The sequence below is a fragment of the Acinetobacter sp. ESBL14 genome, assembly GCF_036668815.1.
GTDB lineage: Bacteria > Pseudomonadota > Gammaproteobacteria > Pseudomonadales > Moraxellaceae > Acinetobacter > Acinetobacter gyllenbergii.
Map to the genome: position 1 here is coordinate 123,840 of NZ_JAZEVS010000004.1, position 18,433 is coordinate 142,272.

19 protein-coding genes are annotated in these 18,433 nt (G+C 40.6%); 10 read left to right on the forward strand and 9 right to left on the reverse strand.

Features of this window, described 5'->3' with window-relative positions:
- Positions 1–221 precede the first annotated feature (221 nt).
- Positions 222–1,712 carry an outer membrane protein transport protein gene (locus V6E90_RS13840; protein WP_262756696.1) on the forward strand — a complete coding sequence of 497 codons (1,491 nt, stop codon included), beginning with the start codon at positions 222–224 and terminating at the stop codon, positions 1,710–1,712.
- 252 nt (positions 1,713–1,964) lie between these two features.
- The gene (locus tag V6E90_RS13845; protein ID WP_332605663.1) at positions 1,965–3,194 is read left to right on the forward strand and encodes an OmpP1/FadL family transporter; all 1,230 of its coding nucleotides are present in this window, start codon (positions 1,965–1,967) and stop codon (positions 3,192–3,194) included.
- 88 nt (positions 3,195–3,282) lie between these two features.
- On the opposite strand, the gene thrH is transcribed toward V6E90_RS13845, so the two are convergent.
- Entirely contained in the window at positions 3,283–3,900 is a 618-nt protein-coding gene (gene thrH, locus V6E90_RS13850) for a bifunctional phosphoserine phosphatase/homoserine phosphotransferase ThrH (protein WP_016541418.1), read from the reverse strand.
- Between the two features lie 208 nt (positions 3,901–4,108).
- Between thrH and V6E90_RS13855 the strand changes: the two genes are divergently transcribed.
- Together V6E90_RS13855 and V6E90_RS13860 are read left to right on the forward strand one after the other, a co-directional pair.
- Complete coding sequence (locus V6E90_RS13855; RefSeq protein ID WP_332605664.1) at positions 4,109–4,729, forward strand: phosphoadenosine phosphosulfate reductase domain-containing protein; 621 nt, start codon at positions 4,109–4,111, stop codon at positions 4,727–4,729.
- Positions 4,730–4,914: 185 nt separating this feature from the next.
- Positions 4,915–6,297 carry a WS/DGAT/MGAT family O-acyltransferase gene (locus V6E90_RS13860; RefSeq protein WP_016541420.1) on the forward strand — a complete coding sequence of 461 codons (1,383 nt, stop codon included), beginning with the start codon at positions 4,915–4,917 and terminating at the stop codon, positions 6,295–6,297.
- A 36-nt stretch (positions 6,298–6,333) separates the two neighbouring features.
- On the opposite strand, the gene V6E90_RS13865 is transcribed toward V6E90_RS13860, so the two are convergent.
- The 6 genes from V6E90_RS13865 to V6E90_RS13890 form a co-directional block, all read right to left on the reverse strand.
- The gene (locus V6E90_RS13865; protein ID WP_004775299.1) at positions 6,334–6,507 is read right to left on the reverse strand and encodes a PA1571 family protein; all 174 of its coding nucleotides are present in this window, start codon (positions 6,505–6,507) and stop codon (positions 6,334–6,336) included.
- 135 nt (positions 6,508–6,642) lie between these two features.
- Positions 6,643–8,097, reverse strand: a complete 1,455-nt coding sequence (gene rng, locus V6E90_RS13870) for a ribonuclease G (protein ID WP_016541421.1) — start codon at positions 8,095–8,097, stop codon at positions 6,643–6,645.
- Between the two features lie 43 nt (positions 8,098–8,140).
- Positions 8,141–8,707: a Maf-like protein gene (locus V6E90_RS13875; protein WP_016660179.1), complete on the reverse strand. Its 567-nt coding sequence runs from the start codon at positions 8,705–8,707 to the stop codon at positions 8,141–8,143.
- Entirely contained in the window at positions 8,695–9,186 is a 492-nt protein-coding gene (gene mreD / locus V6E90_RS13880; protein ID WP_332605665.1) for a rod shape-determining protein MreD, read from the reverse strand. The genes V6E90_RS13875 and mreD overlap by 13 nt, the downstream gene beginning before the upstream one ends.
- Positions 9,173–10,030 carry a rod shape-determining protein MreC gene (gene mreC / locus V6E90_RS13885; protein WP_016541422.1) on the reverse strand — a complete coding sequence of 286 codons (858 nt, stop codon included), beginning with the start codon at positions 10,028–10,030 and terminating at the stop codon, positions 9,173–9,175. The genes mreD and mreC overlap by 14 nt, the downstream gene beginning before the upstream one ends.
- 17 nt (positions 10,031–10,047) lie before the next feature.
- Positions 10,048–11,088 (reverse strand): rod shape-determining protein, encoded by a 1,041-nt coding sequence (locus V6E90_RS13890; protein WP_004652309.1) that lies wholly within the window; start codon positions 11,086–11,088, stop codon positions 10,048–10,050.
- Positions 11,089–11,221: 133 nt separating this feature from the next.
- Here V6E90_RS13890 and gatC point away from each other — a divergent pair, with 133 nt between their 5' ends.
- From gatC to gatB, 3 genes are read left to right on the forward strand one after another with little or no spacing between them, the layout of a single operon-like run.
- Positions 11,222–11,539, forward strand: a complete 318-nt coding sequence (gatC, locus tag V6E90_RS13895) for an Asp-tRNA(Asn)/Glu-tRNA(Gln) amidotransferase subunit GatC (protein WP_004652310.1) — start codon at positions 11,222–11,224, stop codon at positions 11,537–11,539.
- A 53-nt stretch (positions 11,540–11,592) separates the two neighbouring features.
- Positions 11,593–13,071 carry an Asp-tRNA(Asn)/Glu-tRNA(Gln) amidotransferase subunit GatA gene (gene gatA, locus V6E90_RS13900; protein WP_016541423.1) on the forward strand — a complete coding sequence of 493 codons (1,479 nt, stop codon included), beginning with the start codon at positions 11,593–11,595 and terminating at the stop codon, positions 13,069–13,071.
- Positions 13,071–14,540 (forward strand): Asp-tRNA(Asn)/Glu-tRNA(Gln) amidotransferase subunit GatB, encoded by a 1,470-nt coding sequence (gene gatB / locus V6E90_RS13905; protein ID WP_023271527.1) that lies wholly within the window; start codon positions 13,071–13,073, stop codon positions 14,538–14,540. Before gatA ends, gatB begins: the two co-directional genes overlap by 1 nt.
- A 43-nt stretch (positions 14,541–14,583) precedes the next feature.
- On the opposite strand, the gene V6E90_RS13910 is transcribed toward gatB, so the two are convergent.
- On the reverse strand, positions 14,584–15,204 hold the full coding sequence (locus V6E90_RS13910; protein ID WP_016541425.1) for a TetR/AcrR family transcriptional regulator: 621 nt from the start codon (positions 15,202–15,204) through the stop codon (positions 14,584–14,586).
- A 111-nt stretch (positions 15,205–15,315) separates the two neighbouring features.
- On the opposite strand from V6E90_RS13910, the gene V6E90_RS13915 reads away from it, so the two are divergent.
- The 3 genes from V6E90_RS13915 (at position 15,316) to V6E90_RS13925 (ending at position 16,866) form a co-directional block, all read left to right on the forward strand.
- The gene (locus V6E90_RS13915; protein ID WP_016660177.1) at positions 15,316–16,182 is read left to right on the forward strand and encodes a metal-dependent hydrolase; all 867 of its coding nucleotides are present in this window, start codon (positions 15,316–15,318) and stop codon (positions 16,180–16,182) included.
- 13 nt (positions 16,183–16,195) lie between these two features.
- Entirely contained in the window at positions 16,196–16,288 is a 93-nt protein-coding gene (locus tag V6E90_RS13920; RefSeq protein ID WP_392390234.1) for a hypothetical protein, read from the forward strand.
- A gap of 98 nt (positions 16,289–16,386) precedes the next feature.
- Complete coding sequence (locus V6E90_RS13925) at positions 16,387–16,866, forward strand: hypothetical protein (RefSeq protein ID WP_332605666.1); 480 nt, start codon at positions 16,387–16,389, stop codon at positions 16,864–16,866.
- 89 nt (positions 16,867–16,955) lie between these two features.
- On the opposite strand, the gene V6E90_RS13930 is transcribed toward V6E90_RS13925, so the two are convergent.
- Positions 16,956–18,260, reverse strand: a complete 1,305-nt coding sequence (locus V6E90_RS13930) for a hypothetical protein (RefSeq protein WP_332605667.1) — start codon at positions 18,258–18,260, stop codon at positions 16,956–16,958.
- Positions 18,261–18,433 lie beyond the last annotated feature (173 nt).

The window sequence follows — 18,433 nt, forward strand, 5'->3', positions numbered from 1 at the left end:
TACAAATAAAAACACATATGTATATAAATTTTTTAAGATTTATTTTTATCCATTTTCATCTAAACCAGCGTACTGTTTAGTTCATTTAGAACATTTACTCTTATTTTAATTATGGTATTTTTGTTACATGAAGTTATAGCCAATCACGATAGATAACTTTTTTGTTGTCAGATCATAGCTTCTTAACACTTAAGAATCTTGAAGTTCAAGGAAAGATTACAATGAAATTAAAACATCTTAGCACTGCCATGATCTTAGCAACGCTACCTGCAACTGGAGTTTTTGCAGCTGCGTTAGACCGTTCAGGTCAATCTATGTCTGCATTTTTACAACCGGGTAACTATTTTGAGGCGGGTCTTTCGGTTCTAGACCCAACAGTTAAAGGCCAAGAAGCTGGTACATCATCGACCACCCGTAAAATCGGGGATATGGGTGATGATTACATGTTCCCAAGTGCTGCTTTAAAACTACAGTTAACTGACAATTTCTCTTTTGGTCTTCTTTATGACCAACCATTTGGTGCCGATGCTCAATACACAGGAAATAACGTTTTTGTATCAAATCCTGGCTCTGATACTGTTTTACCTGTTGAAAGAACAAATGCTTTACTACAAAAGAAAGTAAGTGATTACTTAACATCTCCAACGGGTCAACAACAGATTGCTGGCCTTGTACAAGGTGGCATGACCCCAGCTCAAGCTCAAGCAGCAGTCACTCAAGGTTTCTTAAACAGTGCCCCAGTTAAGGCATTGCAAAAAGGCCTTGCTGATGCAAATGCATCTTTAGGCGTTGGTAATACTGGTGTAGAAGTTGATACCCAAAATATTTCATTGGTTTTCGGTTACCAACCCGTTAAAAACCTCAATCTTTATGCAGGTGGTGTATATCAAACTGTAAAAGGTAAAGTAAATCTTCGTGGTACTGCGTACAGTATTTATAACGGTTACGATGCAGATATTAAAGAAACTGGTGGTGCGGGTTGGTTAGTCGGTGCCGCATACCAAATTCCTGAAATTGCATTAAAAGCATCAGTAACGTATCGCTCTGAAATTGATCATAAAGTCAATATCAATGAAAAATTTGCTGTTACTTCAGCGCTAACGAGCAATCCTGCTGTGTTAGCTGGCTTATTAGGCATTACACCAGCAGAAGCTTTGGCTCAAGCTCAAGCACTTGAAGAAGGTAGTGCTGGTAAAAAGACTAAAATTACCACACCTCAATCTGTTAACTTAGATTTCCAAACAGGCATCATGGCGAATACTGTTGCATTTGCTAACGTTCGTTGGGTGAACTGGAAAGACTTTGCAATCCAACCGTATAAATTTGGCTTATTATCTCAACAGATTGGTGGCTTAGTTGGTCGTCCAAATGGCTTTAACTTAGTTGAATACTCTGATGACCAATGGTCTGTAAATGCGGGTGTTGGTCGTAAACTCAACGATCAATGGGCGGGTAACGTTTCGGTAGGTTGGGATTCTGGTGCAGGCAACCCTGTAACTACTCTTGGTCCAACAGAAGGTTATTGGAATGTGGGTCTAGGTGTTCAATATAGCCCTACTCCTGCAACCTTTATTGCGGGTGGTGTGAAGTACTTCTGGTTAGGTGATGCCAAAGCACAAACTGGTGCTCAAGCTGGCGGTAATGAATATGTTGCCAAGTTTGAAGACAATAATGCAATCGCTTATGGTTTGAAAATTGGTTATAAATTCTAATTAGAATTTATAAAAGAAAGGTCATCTTCGGATGGCCTTTTTTATTGTGCTTTAATAAATAAAATCAAAACTATAGATCAAAATTCAATATTCATTTCAAATCATAGAAACACCAAGATAAAACTTGAATGCTCAACCATTTTTCGTGACCTCATCAGTTCATTTATTGACATTTGTAAAATATTTAAGCGCATAAAAATTATGTTACTTTCCGCGCCATTCTGTTACAAAGTGATTTGAGAGAACATATTAATGAAGCTGAATGCTATTCAAACGGCTCTTCTACTTAGCTTAGTTCCAACAACGACAACATTTGCCGCAGCACTGGATCGCTCAGGCCAGTCTATTGCCGCTTTTTTACAGCCAAATAATTATTTTGAAGCGGGTATTACGGTTCTTGATCCCAATGTATCAGGTCAGGACACATCACAAAACAATACTGGCAATATGGCGAATCATTACTACTCGCCAAATGCTGCCTTAAAAATTCAAGCAACCGACAAATTCTCGATTGGTTTGATCTATGACCAACCTTATGGTGCTGATGCTGAATATACGGGCAAAAGTAACTTTATCGAAAGTCGACCTCTACCATTTAAAGGTGGTACTTCAGTTACCGTAGATACTGAAAACTTAAACCTGTTATTCGGTTACCAGCCAAATCAAAACTGGAACCTCTACGCGGGGGCAGTTTATCAAACCTTAGACAGTACTGTGCTATTACGTGGTCAAAGCTATAGTGCTTACAGCGGTTATGACTTTAAAACAGGTAAAGATGAAGCTGTTGGCTGGTTAGCGGGTGTTGCTTATCAAATTCCTGAAATTGCGCTCAAAGCATCTTTGACTTACCGCGCCAAAATCAAACATGAAATGAATGCCTATGAAACGCATGGCATTGCGGGTATGACTGGCAATGCAGGTTTTGATGCAATTTTAAATAAAATTAATCATTCAGAGGGTACAACTGAAATCACCACCCCTCAGTCGGTTAATCTTGATTTCCAAACAGGGATTATGGCAGACACCGTTGCATTTGCGAATTTACGCTGGGTGAACTGGAAAGACTTTGCCATTCGTCCCTATAAATTTGGTGCTGCTTCAACTTTACCGCCAATCGTTGCTTCAACAGGTAAAAAAGACGGTTTTGATCTGGTTGCCTATACTGAAGATCAATACTCGATTACTGCGGGTGTCGGTCGTAAACTGAATGAGCAATGGGCCGGTAATTTATCGGTAGGCTGGGACTCTGGTGCAGGTAACCCAGTCACCACATTAGGCCCAACTGAAGGCTATTGGAATGTCGGTATCGGTGTTCAATATAGCCCGACGCCTACAACCTTTATTGCGGGTGGGGTGAAATACTTCTGGCTCGGCGATGCCAAAGCACAATCAGGTTCGCAATTCAATACACCTGCTTATGTGGCTGAATTTGAAAATAATGATGCCATCGCTTATGGCTTAAAGATTGGGTATAAATTCTAACTATCGACCCAAAATAAAAGGCGCTATTTGGCGCCTTTTATTTTTCAATTTTCCCCAACATACTTAAAAGAAAGCTGAGGAGAATTCATTATTCAGGAATATCACGTTGCGATACCGAACGAATCGCCTGTTTTAATGCATCATAACCATGCAATGGTGGAAATTGCGGAAATTCGGCAATCACATTGGCTGGTGCATCAAATAAGAAACCATGATCCGCTTCACCGAGCATCGTAGTATCGTTATATGAATCACCTGCTGCAATGACACGGAAATTCAAGCCATGTAATGCTTTTACTGCCTGACGCTTTTGATCAGGTTGACGTAATTTATATGCGGTGATCATGCCATTTTCATCAGTTTCAAGCTTATGGCAGAAAATAGTCGGCCATCCCAATTGCTTCATTAATGGATGTGCAAACTCATAAAAAGTATCGGACAAAATAATCAATTGGAAATGGGTACGCACCCATTCAACAAATTCTTTCGCGCCTTCAAATGGTCCCATATCTGCAATCACAGCTTGAATATCATTCAATCCCAAGCCGTGCTGTTTTAAGATATTCAGACGTTGTGTCATCAGTACATCGTAATCTGGAATGTCACGTGTAGTTGCTTCGAGTTCTTTAATCCCTGTTTTTTTTGCAAAGTTAATCCAGATTTCTGGAACTAACACCCCTTCAAGATCTAGGCATACGATTTCCATGCTTATCCAAGTACCTTATGTGTTAAAAATTGCGCTAGTTTAGCATGGAGATGTATTAAGCAATTGCCCTTTTTTCATACGCTAGCCATAGATTTTTTGAATAAGAATTTGCTTTACGGACATATCCGACTCGACATAATTGCATTACTATATGAGGTAGTGTGTCGTGTATACGATAAAGACCGACGATAAGAAAAGGCAACGCGTTATGAGTTTAAACTTGGATCAAATCAATAGCGAATTGGGCAACGATGCTGAAAAATTAGTTGAATGGGCATTAAGCTTAAATGAAAAAGCTATTGTGACAACGAATTTCCGTCCATTTGAAGCTGTCATTTTACATATGTTGACCCGTGTTAAACCAGATATCCAAGTGGTATGGATGGATAATGGCTACAACACTGAAACCACCTATAAGTATGTTGATGAAATTACCAAACTCTTAAATCTTAACCTTCTCACTTATTTACCAAAACGTTCACGCGCACATCGCGAAGCATTGGAAGGGCCTGTTCCAGCACTGGACGATCCTAAACATGAGGCATTTACTGCTGAAGTAAAATTAGAACCTTTTGAGCGTGCATTACGTGAGACGGCACCAAAAGTTTGGTTTACAGCTTTACGCGCTACAGACACAGCCGTTCGTGCAGAAATGGATCCTGTAAGTCTTAATCCAGATGGTCTGATCAAAGTTGCGCCACTATTAAAATGGACCTCAAAAGACCTTTGGGAATATATGCAAAAGCATAACTTACCTGATAATGAAGATTATTTTGATCCAACAAAAGGTGAAGAACACCGCGAATGTGGTTTACATCTCAGTCACTAAATCAAATCCCCCATTAAAATAAAACCACTGATTCATCAGTGGTTTTATTTTTCCTGACTCGCTTGTCTAAAGTCATATTTTAACCAGAACAAACAGTATATACTGCGCAGAACGGTTCCAATAATTCTAATAAGAGCTCCTAGAGAGTATCTTAGAAAAAAATGCGATGAGAGGCTAGATCTGCTATGCGCCCACTACACCCCATTGATTTTATCTTTCTCTCGCTAGAGAAAAGACAACAGCCTATGCATGTAGGTGGCTTGTTTTTATTCGAGCTTCCAGAGAATGCGTCACCGACGTTTGTGCACGATCTCGTCAATGAAATTCGCCAATCAAAAAGTATCCCTGTACCGCCATTTAACAATCAACTGAATGGTTTATTCTGGGGTGAAGACAGCGAATTTGATCTCGACCACCACTTCCGCCATATTGCACTACCCAATCCAGGGCGTATCCGTGAATTACTGGTTTATATTTCACAGCAACATAGCTCTTTAATTGATCGTGCCAAACCACTTTGGACCTGTGACATTATTGAAGGCATTGAAGGCAACCGTTTTGCCATGTATTTCAAGATTCACCATGCCATGGTAGACGGCGTCGCAGGTATGCGTCTGATTGAAAAATCACTTTCGCAAGATCCAAATGAAAAGCATGTGGTGCCATTGTGGTGTGTAGAAGGCAAACGAACCAAACGTCTCAAAGCGCCAAAACCACCAACAGTCAGCAAAATCAAAGGCGTGATGGAAGGGATTAAATCGCAGCTTGAAGTTGCGCCTAAAGTCATGCAGGAACTGTCTCAAACCATATTTAGAGAAATGGGCAAAAATCCAGACTATGTCTCGACCTTTCAAGCCCCACCCTCGATTTTGAACCAACGAGTAAGTTCTTCACGTCGTTTTGCTGCTCAATCGTTTGAGCTAGGTCGTTTCCGTCATATTGCCAAATCATTGGGCGTAACACTGAATGATGTGATCTTAGCCGTTTGCTCTGGCGCTTTACGCGAATACCTACTCAGCCACAATAGTCTGCCAAAGAAACCGTTGATTGCGATGGTCCCTGCATCACTGCGTACTGATGATTCAGATGTCAGTAACCGTATTACCATGATTTTGGCAAATCTGGCGACCCATATTGAAGATCCAATTGAGCGTTTAGAAATTATTCGCCGCAGCGTACAAAACTCAAAACAGCGTTTTAGTCGTATGACTGCCAATGAAATCTTGAACTATAGTGCGGTGGTGTATGGACCAGCAGGTTTAAATATTGCGTCAGGCATGCTGCCCAAACGTCAGGCATTTAATCTGGTGATTTCCAATGTCCCAGGCCCACGTGAACCTTTGTATTGGAATGGGGCGAAGCTCGATGCGCTCTATCCTGCATCGATTGTGATGGATGGACAGGCACTGAATATCACTATGACTAGTTATTTAGATAAACTGGAAGTGGGTCTAATTGCATGTCGTAATGCTTTACCAAAAATGCAAAATCTACTCACCCATTTAGAAGAAGAAATTCAACGCTTTGAACAAGCAATTCAAGATTTACCACAAAAAGTGGCGAATTAATCATAGAGAAAAAATTAAGGGGCTTTCAGTGGCCCCTTATTTTTTGATTGTGCGGCAACGCTGTAGTAGTTGATGGCAGGCTGAACGAATCATTGCCGTGGTAATCTGAACTTCTTTACCTTGGCTGTCGACCATATAACATGTATTTACAGGATTACTGTCCAAAACATGCTTGAAACCGTGGTTCACTAATCTTTCACTCACATTCATGGTTATATACCTCATATTATTTGCTAAGGGACCTAAAAGTACCTATGGCTCATTTTATGGTTCTAGTATTTAAAATTCGTGATAGAAAGTAAAATTTCAGTTGTAACAAGGCTTAAGCGAAATCTTGTTACAACTTTAGGTTAAAATGATATCGTATTGCTCTTGCGTATATAGATTTTCCACTTGGAATTTAATCACACGATTAATGAAATGTTCTAAATCCGCGACAGCTGGGGCTTCTGCTGTTAATAGACGATCAATCACTGCTGGATGTGCAACGACAGTAAAGCCACCCTTGGAATCAAATGCACGCGCATAACGTAATATCTCTCGAAATATCTCGTAACATACTGTCTCTGCAGTCTTCACATATCCTCGCCCTTGGCAGGTTGGACAGGATTCACAGAGCAAATGCTCCAAAGATTCACGCGTGCGTTTACGGGTCATTTCGACCAGACCAAGCTCAGAAACCTGAGTAATTTTGGTCTTGGCGTGATCACGTTCCAACATGCGTTCAAACTGACGCATCACTTCTTCACGGTGCTCAGCTTCTTGCATGTCGATAAAATCAATAATGATAATGCCCCCCAAATTGCGCAGACGTAACTGTCTTGCAATCACTTGGGTCGCTTCCATATTGGTTTTAAATACGGTGTCTTCTAAACTGCGCCCACCAACATACGAGCCTGTATTTACATCAATGGTGGTCATGGCTTCAGTCTGATCAATCATCAGATAACCACCAGATTTCAGTGCGACACGCGTTTGTAAGGCTTTTTGAATATCCTCTTCAACGTTATACAAGTCGAAAAGTGGCTTTTCACCCGGATAATGGATTAAACGGTTTTGAATCGTCGGCACAAATTCATCAACAAACTCGCTGAGCTTGCCATGAATCTCACGCGAATCAACATAGATCTTCGCGGTTTCATCACTGGCAAGATCACGTACGATGCGTTGTGGCAGAGGTAATTCTTCAAAGATCAGTTCAGCTGTTGCCGCTTCTTTTTGCTTGCGCTGGATAAATTCCCACAACTTACTGAGATAGCACATGTCCTGCGCAATTGCGGCTTCATCCACCCCTTCTGCGGCAGTACGAACAATCACACTACCTGGTAAATTATGTTCTGCCTGAATATGTTCAATGATGCCACGTAAACGATCACGTTCATCTTCTGATTCGATTCGCTGTGATACCCCAATATGGTTACCATACGGCATCAACACCAGATAACGAGATGGAATGGAAAGATCAGTACTCAGGCGCGCACCTTTGGTGCCCAACATGTCCTTCATGACTTGGACGGTCAGCATTTGCCCAGGATGTAATAACTCAAAGACATTTGGAGTCGGCTGCGAACGCGACCACACCATATCGTTAATATGCAAAAAAGCGGTTCGAGACAAACCAATATCGACAAAGGCAGCTTGCATACCCGGCAATACGCGTACGACTTTGCCTTTGTAAATATTACCCACTAACCCACGTTTTACAGTTCGCTCAACGAATAATTCATTGACCGTACCATTTTCAATCAATGCCACACGACATTCCATCGGCGTGACGTTAATCAGCAACTCTTCTGCCATAACAAACTCAAAACTTTTATAAAAATTCTTATACCCGAAAGTGTCAGCGTAGTGCTTTAACCCTTTCTAATAACTGTGCTGTCTCATGCAAAGGCAAACCAACGACATTACTATAACTGCCTCGGATTTGCGGAATATACTGCGCTGCAATACCCTGTATTGCGTATGCACCCGCTTTGCCTATCGGCTCACCCGTGGCCCAATATTGTTCCATGTCTGCATGACTGAGTTGCTGCAACTCAACTTGCGTTCTGACTACAGTACTCAATATTTGAGTCGCAGTTGCCACACAAATACCAGAATAGACATCGTGCCATTGTCCAGAAAGTGCCGACCAGATGCTAAAAGCATGTTGCTTTGATTCTGGCTTGCCAATAATCTGTCCAGCAAAACTTAAGCTCGTATCTGCTGCAATTACAATTGCAGCAGGATATTTCTTTAAAACAACTTGCGCTTTATCTCTGGCCAAGCGTTCAACATAATGCTCAACCGCTTCTCCATCATGCACCGCTTCATCGACATCTGGACTAAATATTTCAAAGTCCAAACCCAGTTGCTGTAGTAGCTCCTGCCGACGCGGCGAGCTTGATGCAAGAATTATATGCGCCATTTATGTAAACAATAATAAACCAGAGGCCATGCCAATACACTGGTCACAACCGGTTGCCAGTGGCGCGCAATCGAAAAATGTGTACCCGCAATGGTCTGACTAATCCACAAGAATGTAATATGTACAACAGCCGCAATCACCGCAATCACCCAGGAATTACCAAAAGTCAAAATACGACGTTCACGAATTAAATAACGGATACCAAAAGTGATGAGTACGAAACTCAGCGCATTTAGACCAAAAGGTGCATCAAGCAACAGATCAGCAAAAAGCCCCATACCAAAGGCAAACCAGACCCCGCACCAGACGGGCTGGTAAAGAATCCAGAACAGCATGATCAAAAGCATGATCGACGGACGCCATCCTGAAGCCTCATAGGCCATTGGATAAACCATCAATACCGAAGCAATCACAATGGATAAAATAATCATCCATAGTGGGTCTTTGCGTTTTTCATAATTGAGCTTAGCGATCGGCATACGGTTGCTCCTGCGCTAAGGATTCAGAAAATAAAACCACCACATGATGACCGCTGGCAAGTTGCGCCGTTGGTTTCACATCAATTTCGGCAAACTCACCCGAAGTATGACGACTGACTTTAGACACGGTTCCGACTAGATAACCCGCAGGGAAATGTTCACCCAAACCCGAACTAAACACTTTGTCTCCGACCTGAATATTGGCACTAGTCGGTACATATTCCATTTTGAGTTGCCCCAAATCACCTGTACCTGACACAATCGCACGCATACCTGTCCGCTCTAAACGTACAGACAATGAGTGTTCTTTATCAGAGAGCAGCATGATCCGTGCACTATGAGGATAGACATTAATAATCTGCCCCATAATCCCTTTATCATCCAAAACTGTTTGTCCGACTTTTAAATGATCGACCGCACCACGGTTAATGATAATAATATGCCGCAATGGGTCTGCATCGGTTCCAATCACTTCAGCAATTTGCATACGTCCATCAATAATTAACGGCGTATCTAACAGCCCTCTTAAACGGTTATTTTCCGCAGAGAGTTCTGAAAGTTTTTGGAGGCGGACTTGTGCTTGTAGCAGTTCAGCTTGCATTGCGGTGTTTTCACGTCGCAATTGCGCTTCAGATTTGGTTTGTTGGTTAAGCCATTCTCGCGACAGTACAGGATAGCTTGCCAGCGCATAAATTGGATTATACGCGGCGTACAAGACATCCCTTGCAGGTTGAATTACATAAGGCATGCGCCAATCAAAGAAAAGCACCACCAAACATGTAATCACCGCAATGACAAATGAGCGAAAAGATGGCGGTTGTCTTGAAAAAAGATTCGGTTGCACCGCCTAGTCCTTATGATTTAACCAACGAAAAGCATATCGTGGTTTGGATTGTCAAAGAACTCTAATACTTTACCGCCACCACGAGTGACACAAGTTAAAGGATCATCTGCAACAATTACAGGCAAACCTGTTTCTTGTGCAAGTAATTTATCCAGGTTACGCAATAATGCACCGCCACCTGTCAACACAATACCACGCTCTGCAATATCCGAAGATAACTCAGGTGGCGTTTGCTCAAGTGCAGATTTTACAGCGCTTACAATGCTTTGTAACGGATCAGAAATTGCCTGCGTGATTTCATCAGAAGTCACGGTAATCGCGCGAGGTACACCCTCTGCCAAGTTACGACCACGAACTTCAATCTCGAGGGTCTTACCGTCAGCAACAGCCATCCCCACTTCTTTTTTAATGACTTCGGCTGTTGTTTCCCCGATCACACAACCGTGTGCTTTACGCACATAATTGATGATTTGCTCATCAAATACATCACCACCGATACGTAAAGAATCAGCGTAGACACAACCCTGTAATGAAATGATTGCAATTTCAGTGGTACCACCACCCACATCAACCACCATCGAACCACATGCTTGCTCAACAGGCATACCTGCGCCAATTGCAGCAGCCATCGGCTCTTCGATTAAACGTACATCACGCGCACCTGCATTAAATACAGCTTCACGAATCGCACGACGCTCAACCAAGGTTGATTTACAAGGTACACAGACCACAACACGCGGTGCTGGCGGGAATAAACGCTTTTCATGCACTTTGCCAATGAACTGATTCAACATGGTCTCAGTGACTTCGAAATCAGCAATCACACCGTCTTTCATCGGACGAATTGCTGAAATATTCGCTGGTGTACGGCCTAACATTTGTTTAGCATCAATACCTACAGCGGCAACAATTTTTTGTGAACCACTATGGCGAATTGCCACAACAGTTGGTTCATTTAATATAATGCCACGGCCTGGTGCATAAATAAGTGTATTTGCAGTACCTAAATCAATGGCTAAATCCGGCGAAAACAAGCCAATTAGTCGTTTTAGAATCACGGGGGCGTTCTCAATTAAACTTTGTGTGAATACAAGGTGGCAACTTTAACTAAATGTGATGATTTGAACAAGTCAATCGCTTATTATAACGCACGATATTTTGAAATTTTTTAATACTGAATTAGGTAAAGTTATGTCTACATCATCAGATGCTCAGCAGACAACAGACTTAAATGCGCAAACGGTCTCGCAAATTGCACACCTTGCCCGTTTATCTCTCAATGACACGCAATCTGCTGAATATGCTCAAAGTTTAAATAAAATTCTTGGCATGATGGAAAGCTTGAAAGGCATTAATACCGATGATGTTGAGCCTTTAAAGAGCCCATTTGACAACCCGCAACCGTTACGCGCTGATGTTGTGACTGAAAGCAACCATCGTGATGAATATCAAGCGGTCGCGCCTGCTACAGAAGCAGGTTTGTACCTCGTACCTCGCGTAATTGAATAAGATTTATTCGATTAGTCAATATTTTATATTTAGAATGTAAAGAAATTTTTCATATGACAGATTTACATCGCTTATCAATCCGTGAACTCTCTGAAGGCTTAAAAACAGCCCAATTTTCATCACGCGAATTGACTGAACACTATTTAAAGCGTATCGCCCAAATTGACCCGAAAGTAAAAAGTTATGTGACGGTCACCGCAGAACAGGCACTTGCTGAAGCAAATGCGGCCGATGCGGCACTGAAAGCAGGCAATGCACACACGCTGGCAGGTATTCCACTTGCCCACAAAGATATTTTTTGTACGCAAGGCATTAAAACCACTGCCGGTTCAAAAATGCTGGATAATTTCATTTCTCCTTATGATGCAACTGTGGTTGCAAAAGCTAAAGCTGCAGGTCTTGTGACTTTAGGTAAGGTGAACATGGATGAGTTCGCCATGGGTTCAACCTCTGAAAACTCTTATGTCGGTGCAACGTCTAACCCTTGGGCACTGGATCATGTTCCGGGTGGTTCATCTGGTGGCTCAGCAGCAGCTGTCGCGGCTGATCTCGCGCCAATCGCAACAGGTACCGATACAGGTGGCTCAATTCGTCAACCTGCTTCATTCTGCGGCTTAACCGGCTTAAAACCGACCTATGGCCGTGTATCTCGCTTCGGTATGATTGCCTATGCATCATCACTGGATCAAGGCGGCCCAATGGCACGTTCTGCGGAAGACTGTGCTTACTTGATGAATGTGATCGCTGGTCATGATGCCAAAGACTCGACTTCAATCAACAAAGCAGTGGACGATTACGTTGCTAACCTAAACGGTACGGCAGTGAAAGGCCTACGCATTGGTATTCCAAAGCAATACTTCAATGTGGCTGGTTTAGACGCAGATGTAAAAGCACGCGTTGAAGAGTCGTTGAAAAAGTTAGAGGAAATGGGCGCAATCTTGGTTGAGATTGATCTCAACATGACTGAAGCCTATGTACCAACTTACTACTTGATTGCACCTGCGGAAGCGTCTTCAAACCTGTCACGTTTTGACGGCGTACGTTATGGCTATCGTTGTGAAAATCCTGTGGACTTGATGGACTTGTACAAGCGTTCACGTTCAGAAGGTTTTGGTGCTGAAGTACAACGTCGTATCTTGATCGGGACCTATGCTCTTTCTGCGGGTTACTACGATGCCTACTATGTCAAAGCACAAAAAGTACGTCGTTTGATTCAGCAAGATTTCCTCAAAGCTTTTGAAAATGTTGACGTGATTGCTGCGCCATCTGCACCAACTACAGCCTATAAGATCGGTGCGAATCTCAGCCCGACTGAAATGTATTTAGGCGATATCTATACCCTTGCTGTGAACTTGGCAGGTCTACCTGCCATCAACGCACCTGTTGGTTTTGATAAAGACAGCTTGCCTGTGGGCTTACAGTTGATTGGTAACTACTGGTCAGAATCACAATTGCTTTCGATTGTGCATCAATATCAACAAAATACAGACTGGCATACCAAACGTGCGGCAATTGCTGAGGAGAATGCATAATGACTGAAGCTCAAAAGTTAAAGCTTATTGACGGTTGGGAAGTCGTTATCGGGATCGAGATCCACACGCAGTTGGCGACCAAGTCTAAAATCTTCTCTGGTTCATCGACTGAATTTGGTCAAGACCCAAATACACAAGCCAGCCTTGTTGATTTGGCCATGCCGGGCGTATTACCTGTATTGAATGCAGAAGTGGTTGATCTTGCGATTCGCTTCGGTTTGGGGATCGATGCGTATATCGACCAAGCCTCTGTGTTTGCACGTAAGAACTACTTCTATCCAGATTCTCCAAAAGGCTACCAGATCAGCCAGATGGACAATCCGATTGTGGGCTTGGGTCATATCGACATCCAGCTTGAAGATGGCACTGTGAAGCGTATTGGCGTGACCCGTGCCCATCTTGAAGAAGACGCAGGTAAATCGATCCATGACCAATTCGAAGGTATGTCGGGTATCGACTTAAACCGTGCGGGCACACCATTGCTTGAAATCGTATCTGAGCCAGATATGCGTTCGGTGGAAGAAGCGGTTGCCTATATCAAATCGATTCACACGCTCGTGCGTTGGTTAGGTATTTCTGACGGTAACATGGCAGAAGGTTCGTTCCGTGCTGACTGTAACGTGTCATTACGTCGTCCAGGTCAACCATTCGGTACGCGTTGTGAGTTGAAAAACCTCAACTCATTCCGTTTCATTGAACAAGCGATCAATGTTGAAATTGAACGCCAAATGGAAATTTTGGAATACGGCGGCGAGATTGATCAGGAAACCCGTTTGTTCGATCCGAACAAGATGGAAACCCGTTCTATGCGTTCGAAAGAAGAAGCGAACGACTATCGCTACTTCCCTGATCCAGACTTATTGCCAGTGATCATTGCCGACGCGCAGATCGAAGCGGCACGTGCTGCCCTTCCAGAACTACCTAAAGCACGTCGTGCTCGCTTTATTGCTGACTTTGCTGTGACTGAGTACGATGCACATGTATTGACGCTGTCACGCGAAATGGCGGACTTCTACGAAGCAGTTGTAGCTGCTGCGGGCGGTGCGAAGCAAGGTAAAGTCTCTGCAAACTGGGTGATGGGTGAATTCTCAGGTGCTTTAAACAAAGCGGGCCTAGAATTGGCGGACTCTCCTGTTTCCGCTGAGCAATTGGGCGGCATGATTGCACGTATTGTCGACAATACCATTAACGGCAAAATTGCAAAGCAAGTGTTTGGCTTTATGTGGGAAGCAGAAGGAAAATCTGCGGATGACATTATTGCTGAGAAAGGCTTGAAGCAAGAAACCGATACAGGTGCGATTGAAGCGATTATCAAAGACGTGCTTGCAGCCAATGAAAAAATGGTTGAAGAGTACAAGTCTGGTAAAGAAAAAGCCTTTAACGGTCTGGTTGGTCAAGTTATGAAAGCTGCAAAAGGTAAAGCCAACCCAGCTCAAGTAAACGAACTCATGAAGAAACTGATTGGTTAAACTCATCTAACCTCAAAAGTAAACCCGCTTTAGAGCGGGTTTTTTATATTTTTAATTTATTACGATCATCATCAATATAGGACATTGTAATATCGATTAAGCAATCAATTAATTCTTCAAAAGTAAAACCCATATTTTGAGACGAAAAGAAATTCATGGTCAGTGCCACACTGGAATTAATTAAAACATAAACCATCAATTTTAGATTTTTTATTCTGAGCACTTCAGGATGTTTAACTGCATATTCGATTGCTAAAGTATTGATTGCCTTCACTGCTTTTACATGACTGGCTTCGGTACTATATTTGCTCGAAACACTGAGCCAATAGAAATATTTATTCTCATCTTTCGCTAAAAATTCACCAATGTGCAAAAAAATTGATCTGATCGCTTCTGGAATTTCCATTTCTTGAATTCTGGGGATGACTTCGTAAATCACTTTAGCCAGCTCAGCAATAAAATGTTGTTGCATCTCGACAAACAAGGCTTCTTTGTTTTTAAAATATTCATAAAAACTTCCAGAACCAACGCCTGCAATCTCACATACTTTCAGTACAGTTGTATGATCTAATCCATTATTTTTTACTGATATAAATCCTGCATCAACTATAGAACTATAAGTATTTTTTGATCGACTTTGCTTTGGTTTTCTTATAGTTACCATTATAAAAATCTCCTTATTAAATCCGTCTTTTTTCCGTACAAATTCATTGATAGATTCTATATACAAACTCAATATTGTTCAAATTAACATCTATCTATAAGGGATAAGAAAATGAATATAGCTGCACAATCTCTACAAAGAATCGTTCGTCGTAATGTGATTATTCCTTTTGATAAGAACAAAAAGTTTACTTTTTACTATGAAGAGAATTCGGTTGTGACCTCTCTTTTTGTTGTATTGTCAGCCATGTTTCCACCCGGTGAAATGTTTTTCATTGAGAGTGTGCGCAATGTTCGTGATCAAATTACAGATGAGAAATTACTAGACGATATTCGAAATTTTATTGCGCAAGAAGCCTTTCATAGTCGGGAACATCAATCTCTCAATGAGCATCTTATCCAGTCGGATTATCCTGAAGTTGTGGAGATAGAAGCTAAAACCAAAGCAAAACTAGATGAATTTCGCAAACTTCCTAAAGTTGAACAATTGGCTGCAACCGTGGTGATGGAACACTATACGGCAACCCTTGCACGATTATTATTAACTGACCCATTAATTAAGCAGAGAACAACGCAAGAAAGCAGAAACCTTTGGGAATGGCACGCACTGGAAGAGCTAGAACATAAATCTGTTGCATTTGATGTATTGAATGCCATAGGTGGCAATACAGCTAAAAACAGAAGGATGGCTCTAACTCGAGTGACTAAACTTCTTTCCCCAGTACTTTTTCATTACTGGATCAAAATATTAAAACGCAGTGATATTAAATTTTCTATTCGGGAGCTCAAAGATGGTGTATATCTGGGCTTTGGAGGAATCAATCGTATAGGAATTATCACAAAAGCAATGATTGAAATGTTAGATGTACGAGATCGAGATTTCAATCCCCTACACATGCAAACCGATCAACTCGAAGCAGAATATCGAGAAAAATTATTTGGCGAAAATGGCATTTTAAAAGCTGTAGTTAAAAGCTAATTATTTTTGAAAAATAGAAAAAGCTTTTAACAGTCTTCTAGGTCAAATGATGAAAGCATCTCAGGGTAAAGTCAACCCAGCACAAATAAATGAATTGATCAGTTAAACTTATCTCATTGCAAAAAGAAAACCCACTTTAAAGCGGGTTTTCTAATTTTTATAGGATAAAATAGCTGCACAATAATTTTTTAAACTAACACAGACATGATCGTTCAACTTATGAAAAATAGATTACTCCTGAGTGCTTGTTTACTTTTAATCAGCAATTCTAATTTTGCACAAACACCTCAAGTGCCTAAAGCTGATAGTGAGGCTATTTTTAAAGCGGCAGGTTTTACAAAAAGTAAAAAAGGCTGGAAAAGTGATTGTTCAGTCGGTGAAATTACAACTTATGCAGATTTAAACGGTGATGGACTGAGAGATGCAATCGTTTCAGATTACGGTACCATGTGTTATGGCAATACAGGCGTTGGTTACTATGTTGTAGCGCAACAGAAAAATGGTCAATGGAAAACCATTTTAAAAGAAGCAGGTATGCCTGAGTTTTTAAAAACGAAAGGAACAGATGGCTGGCCTGATATTGAAAATGGTGGGCCAGGATTTTGTTTTGAAATTTTACGTTGGAACGGTCAAACATATAAGGTTAACCGTTATGAATATCAAGGCAAGGCTTGTGAGCAATAACTGATAAGATTTCTCTCAAATTATTGAACTAATCAAGAAACTAATTGGCTAAACCAATTTAATAAAAACTGCTTTAGAGCTAGTTTTTATTAAATTGCAATTTTTTCATTCGTGTTTAAACACAAAACGTGCTCTTCATCAAGCTTTTGAAAGGCTAACTTAATAGGTTCTTCCTTTTCTATCATGTGGAGCAAATTTGTATTAAGCAGTCCCATGCTGTAGTGCGCTTGCTGTTGAGATAAATTTAAACTAATTTCTAGCATTTCTAGCATTTCTAGCTTCCGCTCTTCTAAAAGATCCAACTTCTTGCTTTCACCAAATACTTTCTTATGTAAAACATCTACCCGTTCTGATAAAATTGTTTTTTTCAGACTTCCTGTCATAACAGCAACTCCTATCCCTACTGCCAAAGGAGCTGATATAAATGCTGCTGTGCCACTGAGTGCAATACTATTTTTATTATTTACCACAAAGCTTTGAGCATCATTCACTCTAGACTTAAGTTCTTTTACTTCTTTTGTTATATTTTCACCAATATTATCTATAAGATGCTTTAGGTTTTCTATTTCTTTCTTTACCTCTCCTGTACGGTATGCAACCAACTCAACATTTGTACCAAGATATTCAATCAATGAATTATTCATGCTTCTTAGATTTAAAGAAAGATACGCAAGAATAAGATTTTCTTGAATTTCTTCTAATCTCTTCTCTAAAGCCACCTTATAATCAGCTGTACCAAAGAATTCCTTATGTTCAGTTTTTTTTAATCCATAGTTTTTTAAGTCTGCTTTTAAATGTAAATATATTTTCTCCAGAGTATCATCATAAGAGTTAAGTTCAACTAAACTAACCACCTTATCTTTTTCTTGATTTTTTAAATTCGTAAAAATCATTATTTTTTCTTTTAATTTATTAGAAACCATATAAATACTAGATTCTCTATCATTCTTTTGAAAATCCTGAATACGATTTACCCCCTCTTTTAGATCATCTAACTTTTGATTAATATCAGCTAAATGTTTTTGCGCTACTACAACAGATAAAATTTGCCAGACTGCTGCAACATTTATTAGGCTTGATAACTTATCTGCATTATATAAACGTGCATTTTCAATAATTTTCCCATCAGCTCCTTTTACCATTGCACGAAATCCATTACCATCAATAGCTGATGTTAAACTGCCATTAACTACAACTTCCATTATAGAACTTTTTGTAAATTCTGCCTGAGTTAAAAGTGATGGAACTGCTTGAACTGCAACTGAAGCAAAACTCTTTAAATTATCTAAATGAGGAAATCTTGTATAAGAGGTTTCGTTAATTTTATCAACCACTCGAATTTCAATTAATGGATTTTTCTCATCCTCCCCTAAAACAATGCTAAATTGACTCATCTAAATCTAATTCCTCTGATTTTTTAATAGTTATATGAATATTTACAAAACAAATCAACAAGTTTTTTAAAATTAAGATAAAGAAGTATCTTTTCTAAATAAATATTCATGAAAATATTTTTATTTACTTTATCAATTTAAAACACTTAAAATAAGCCAAAAACCTCATAATA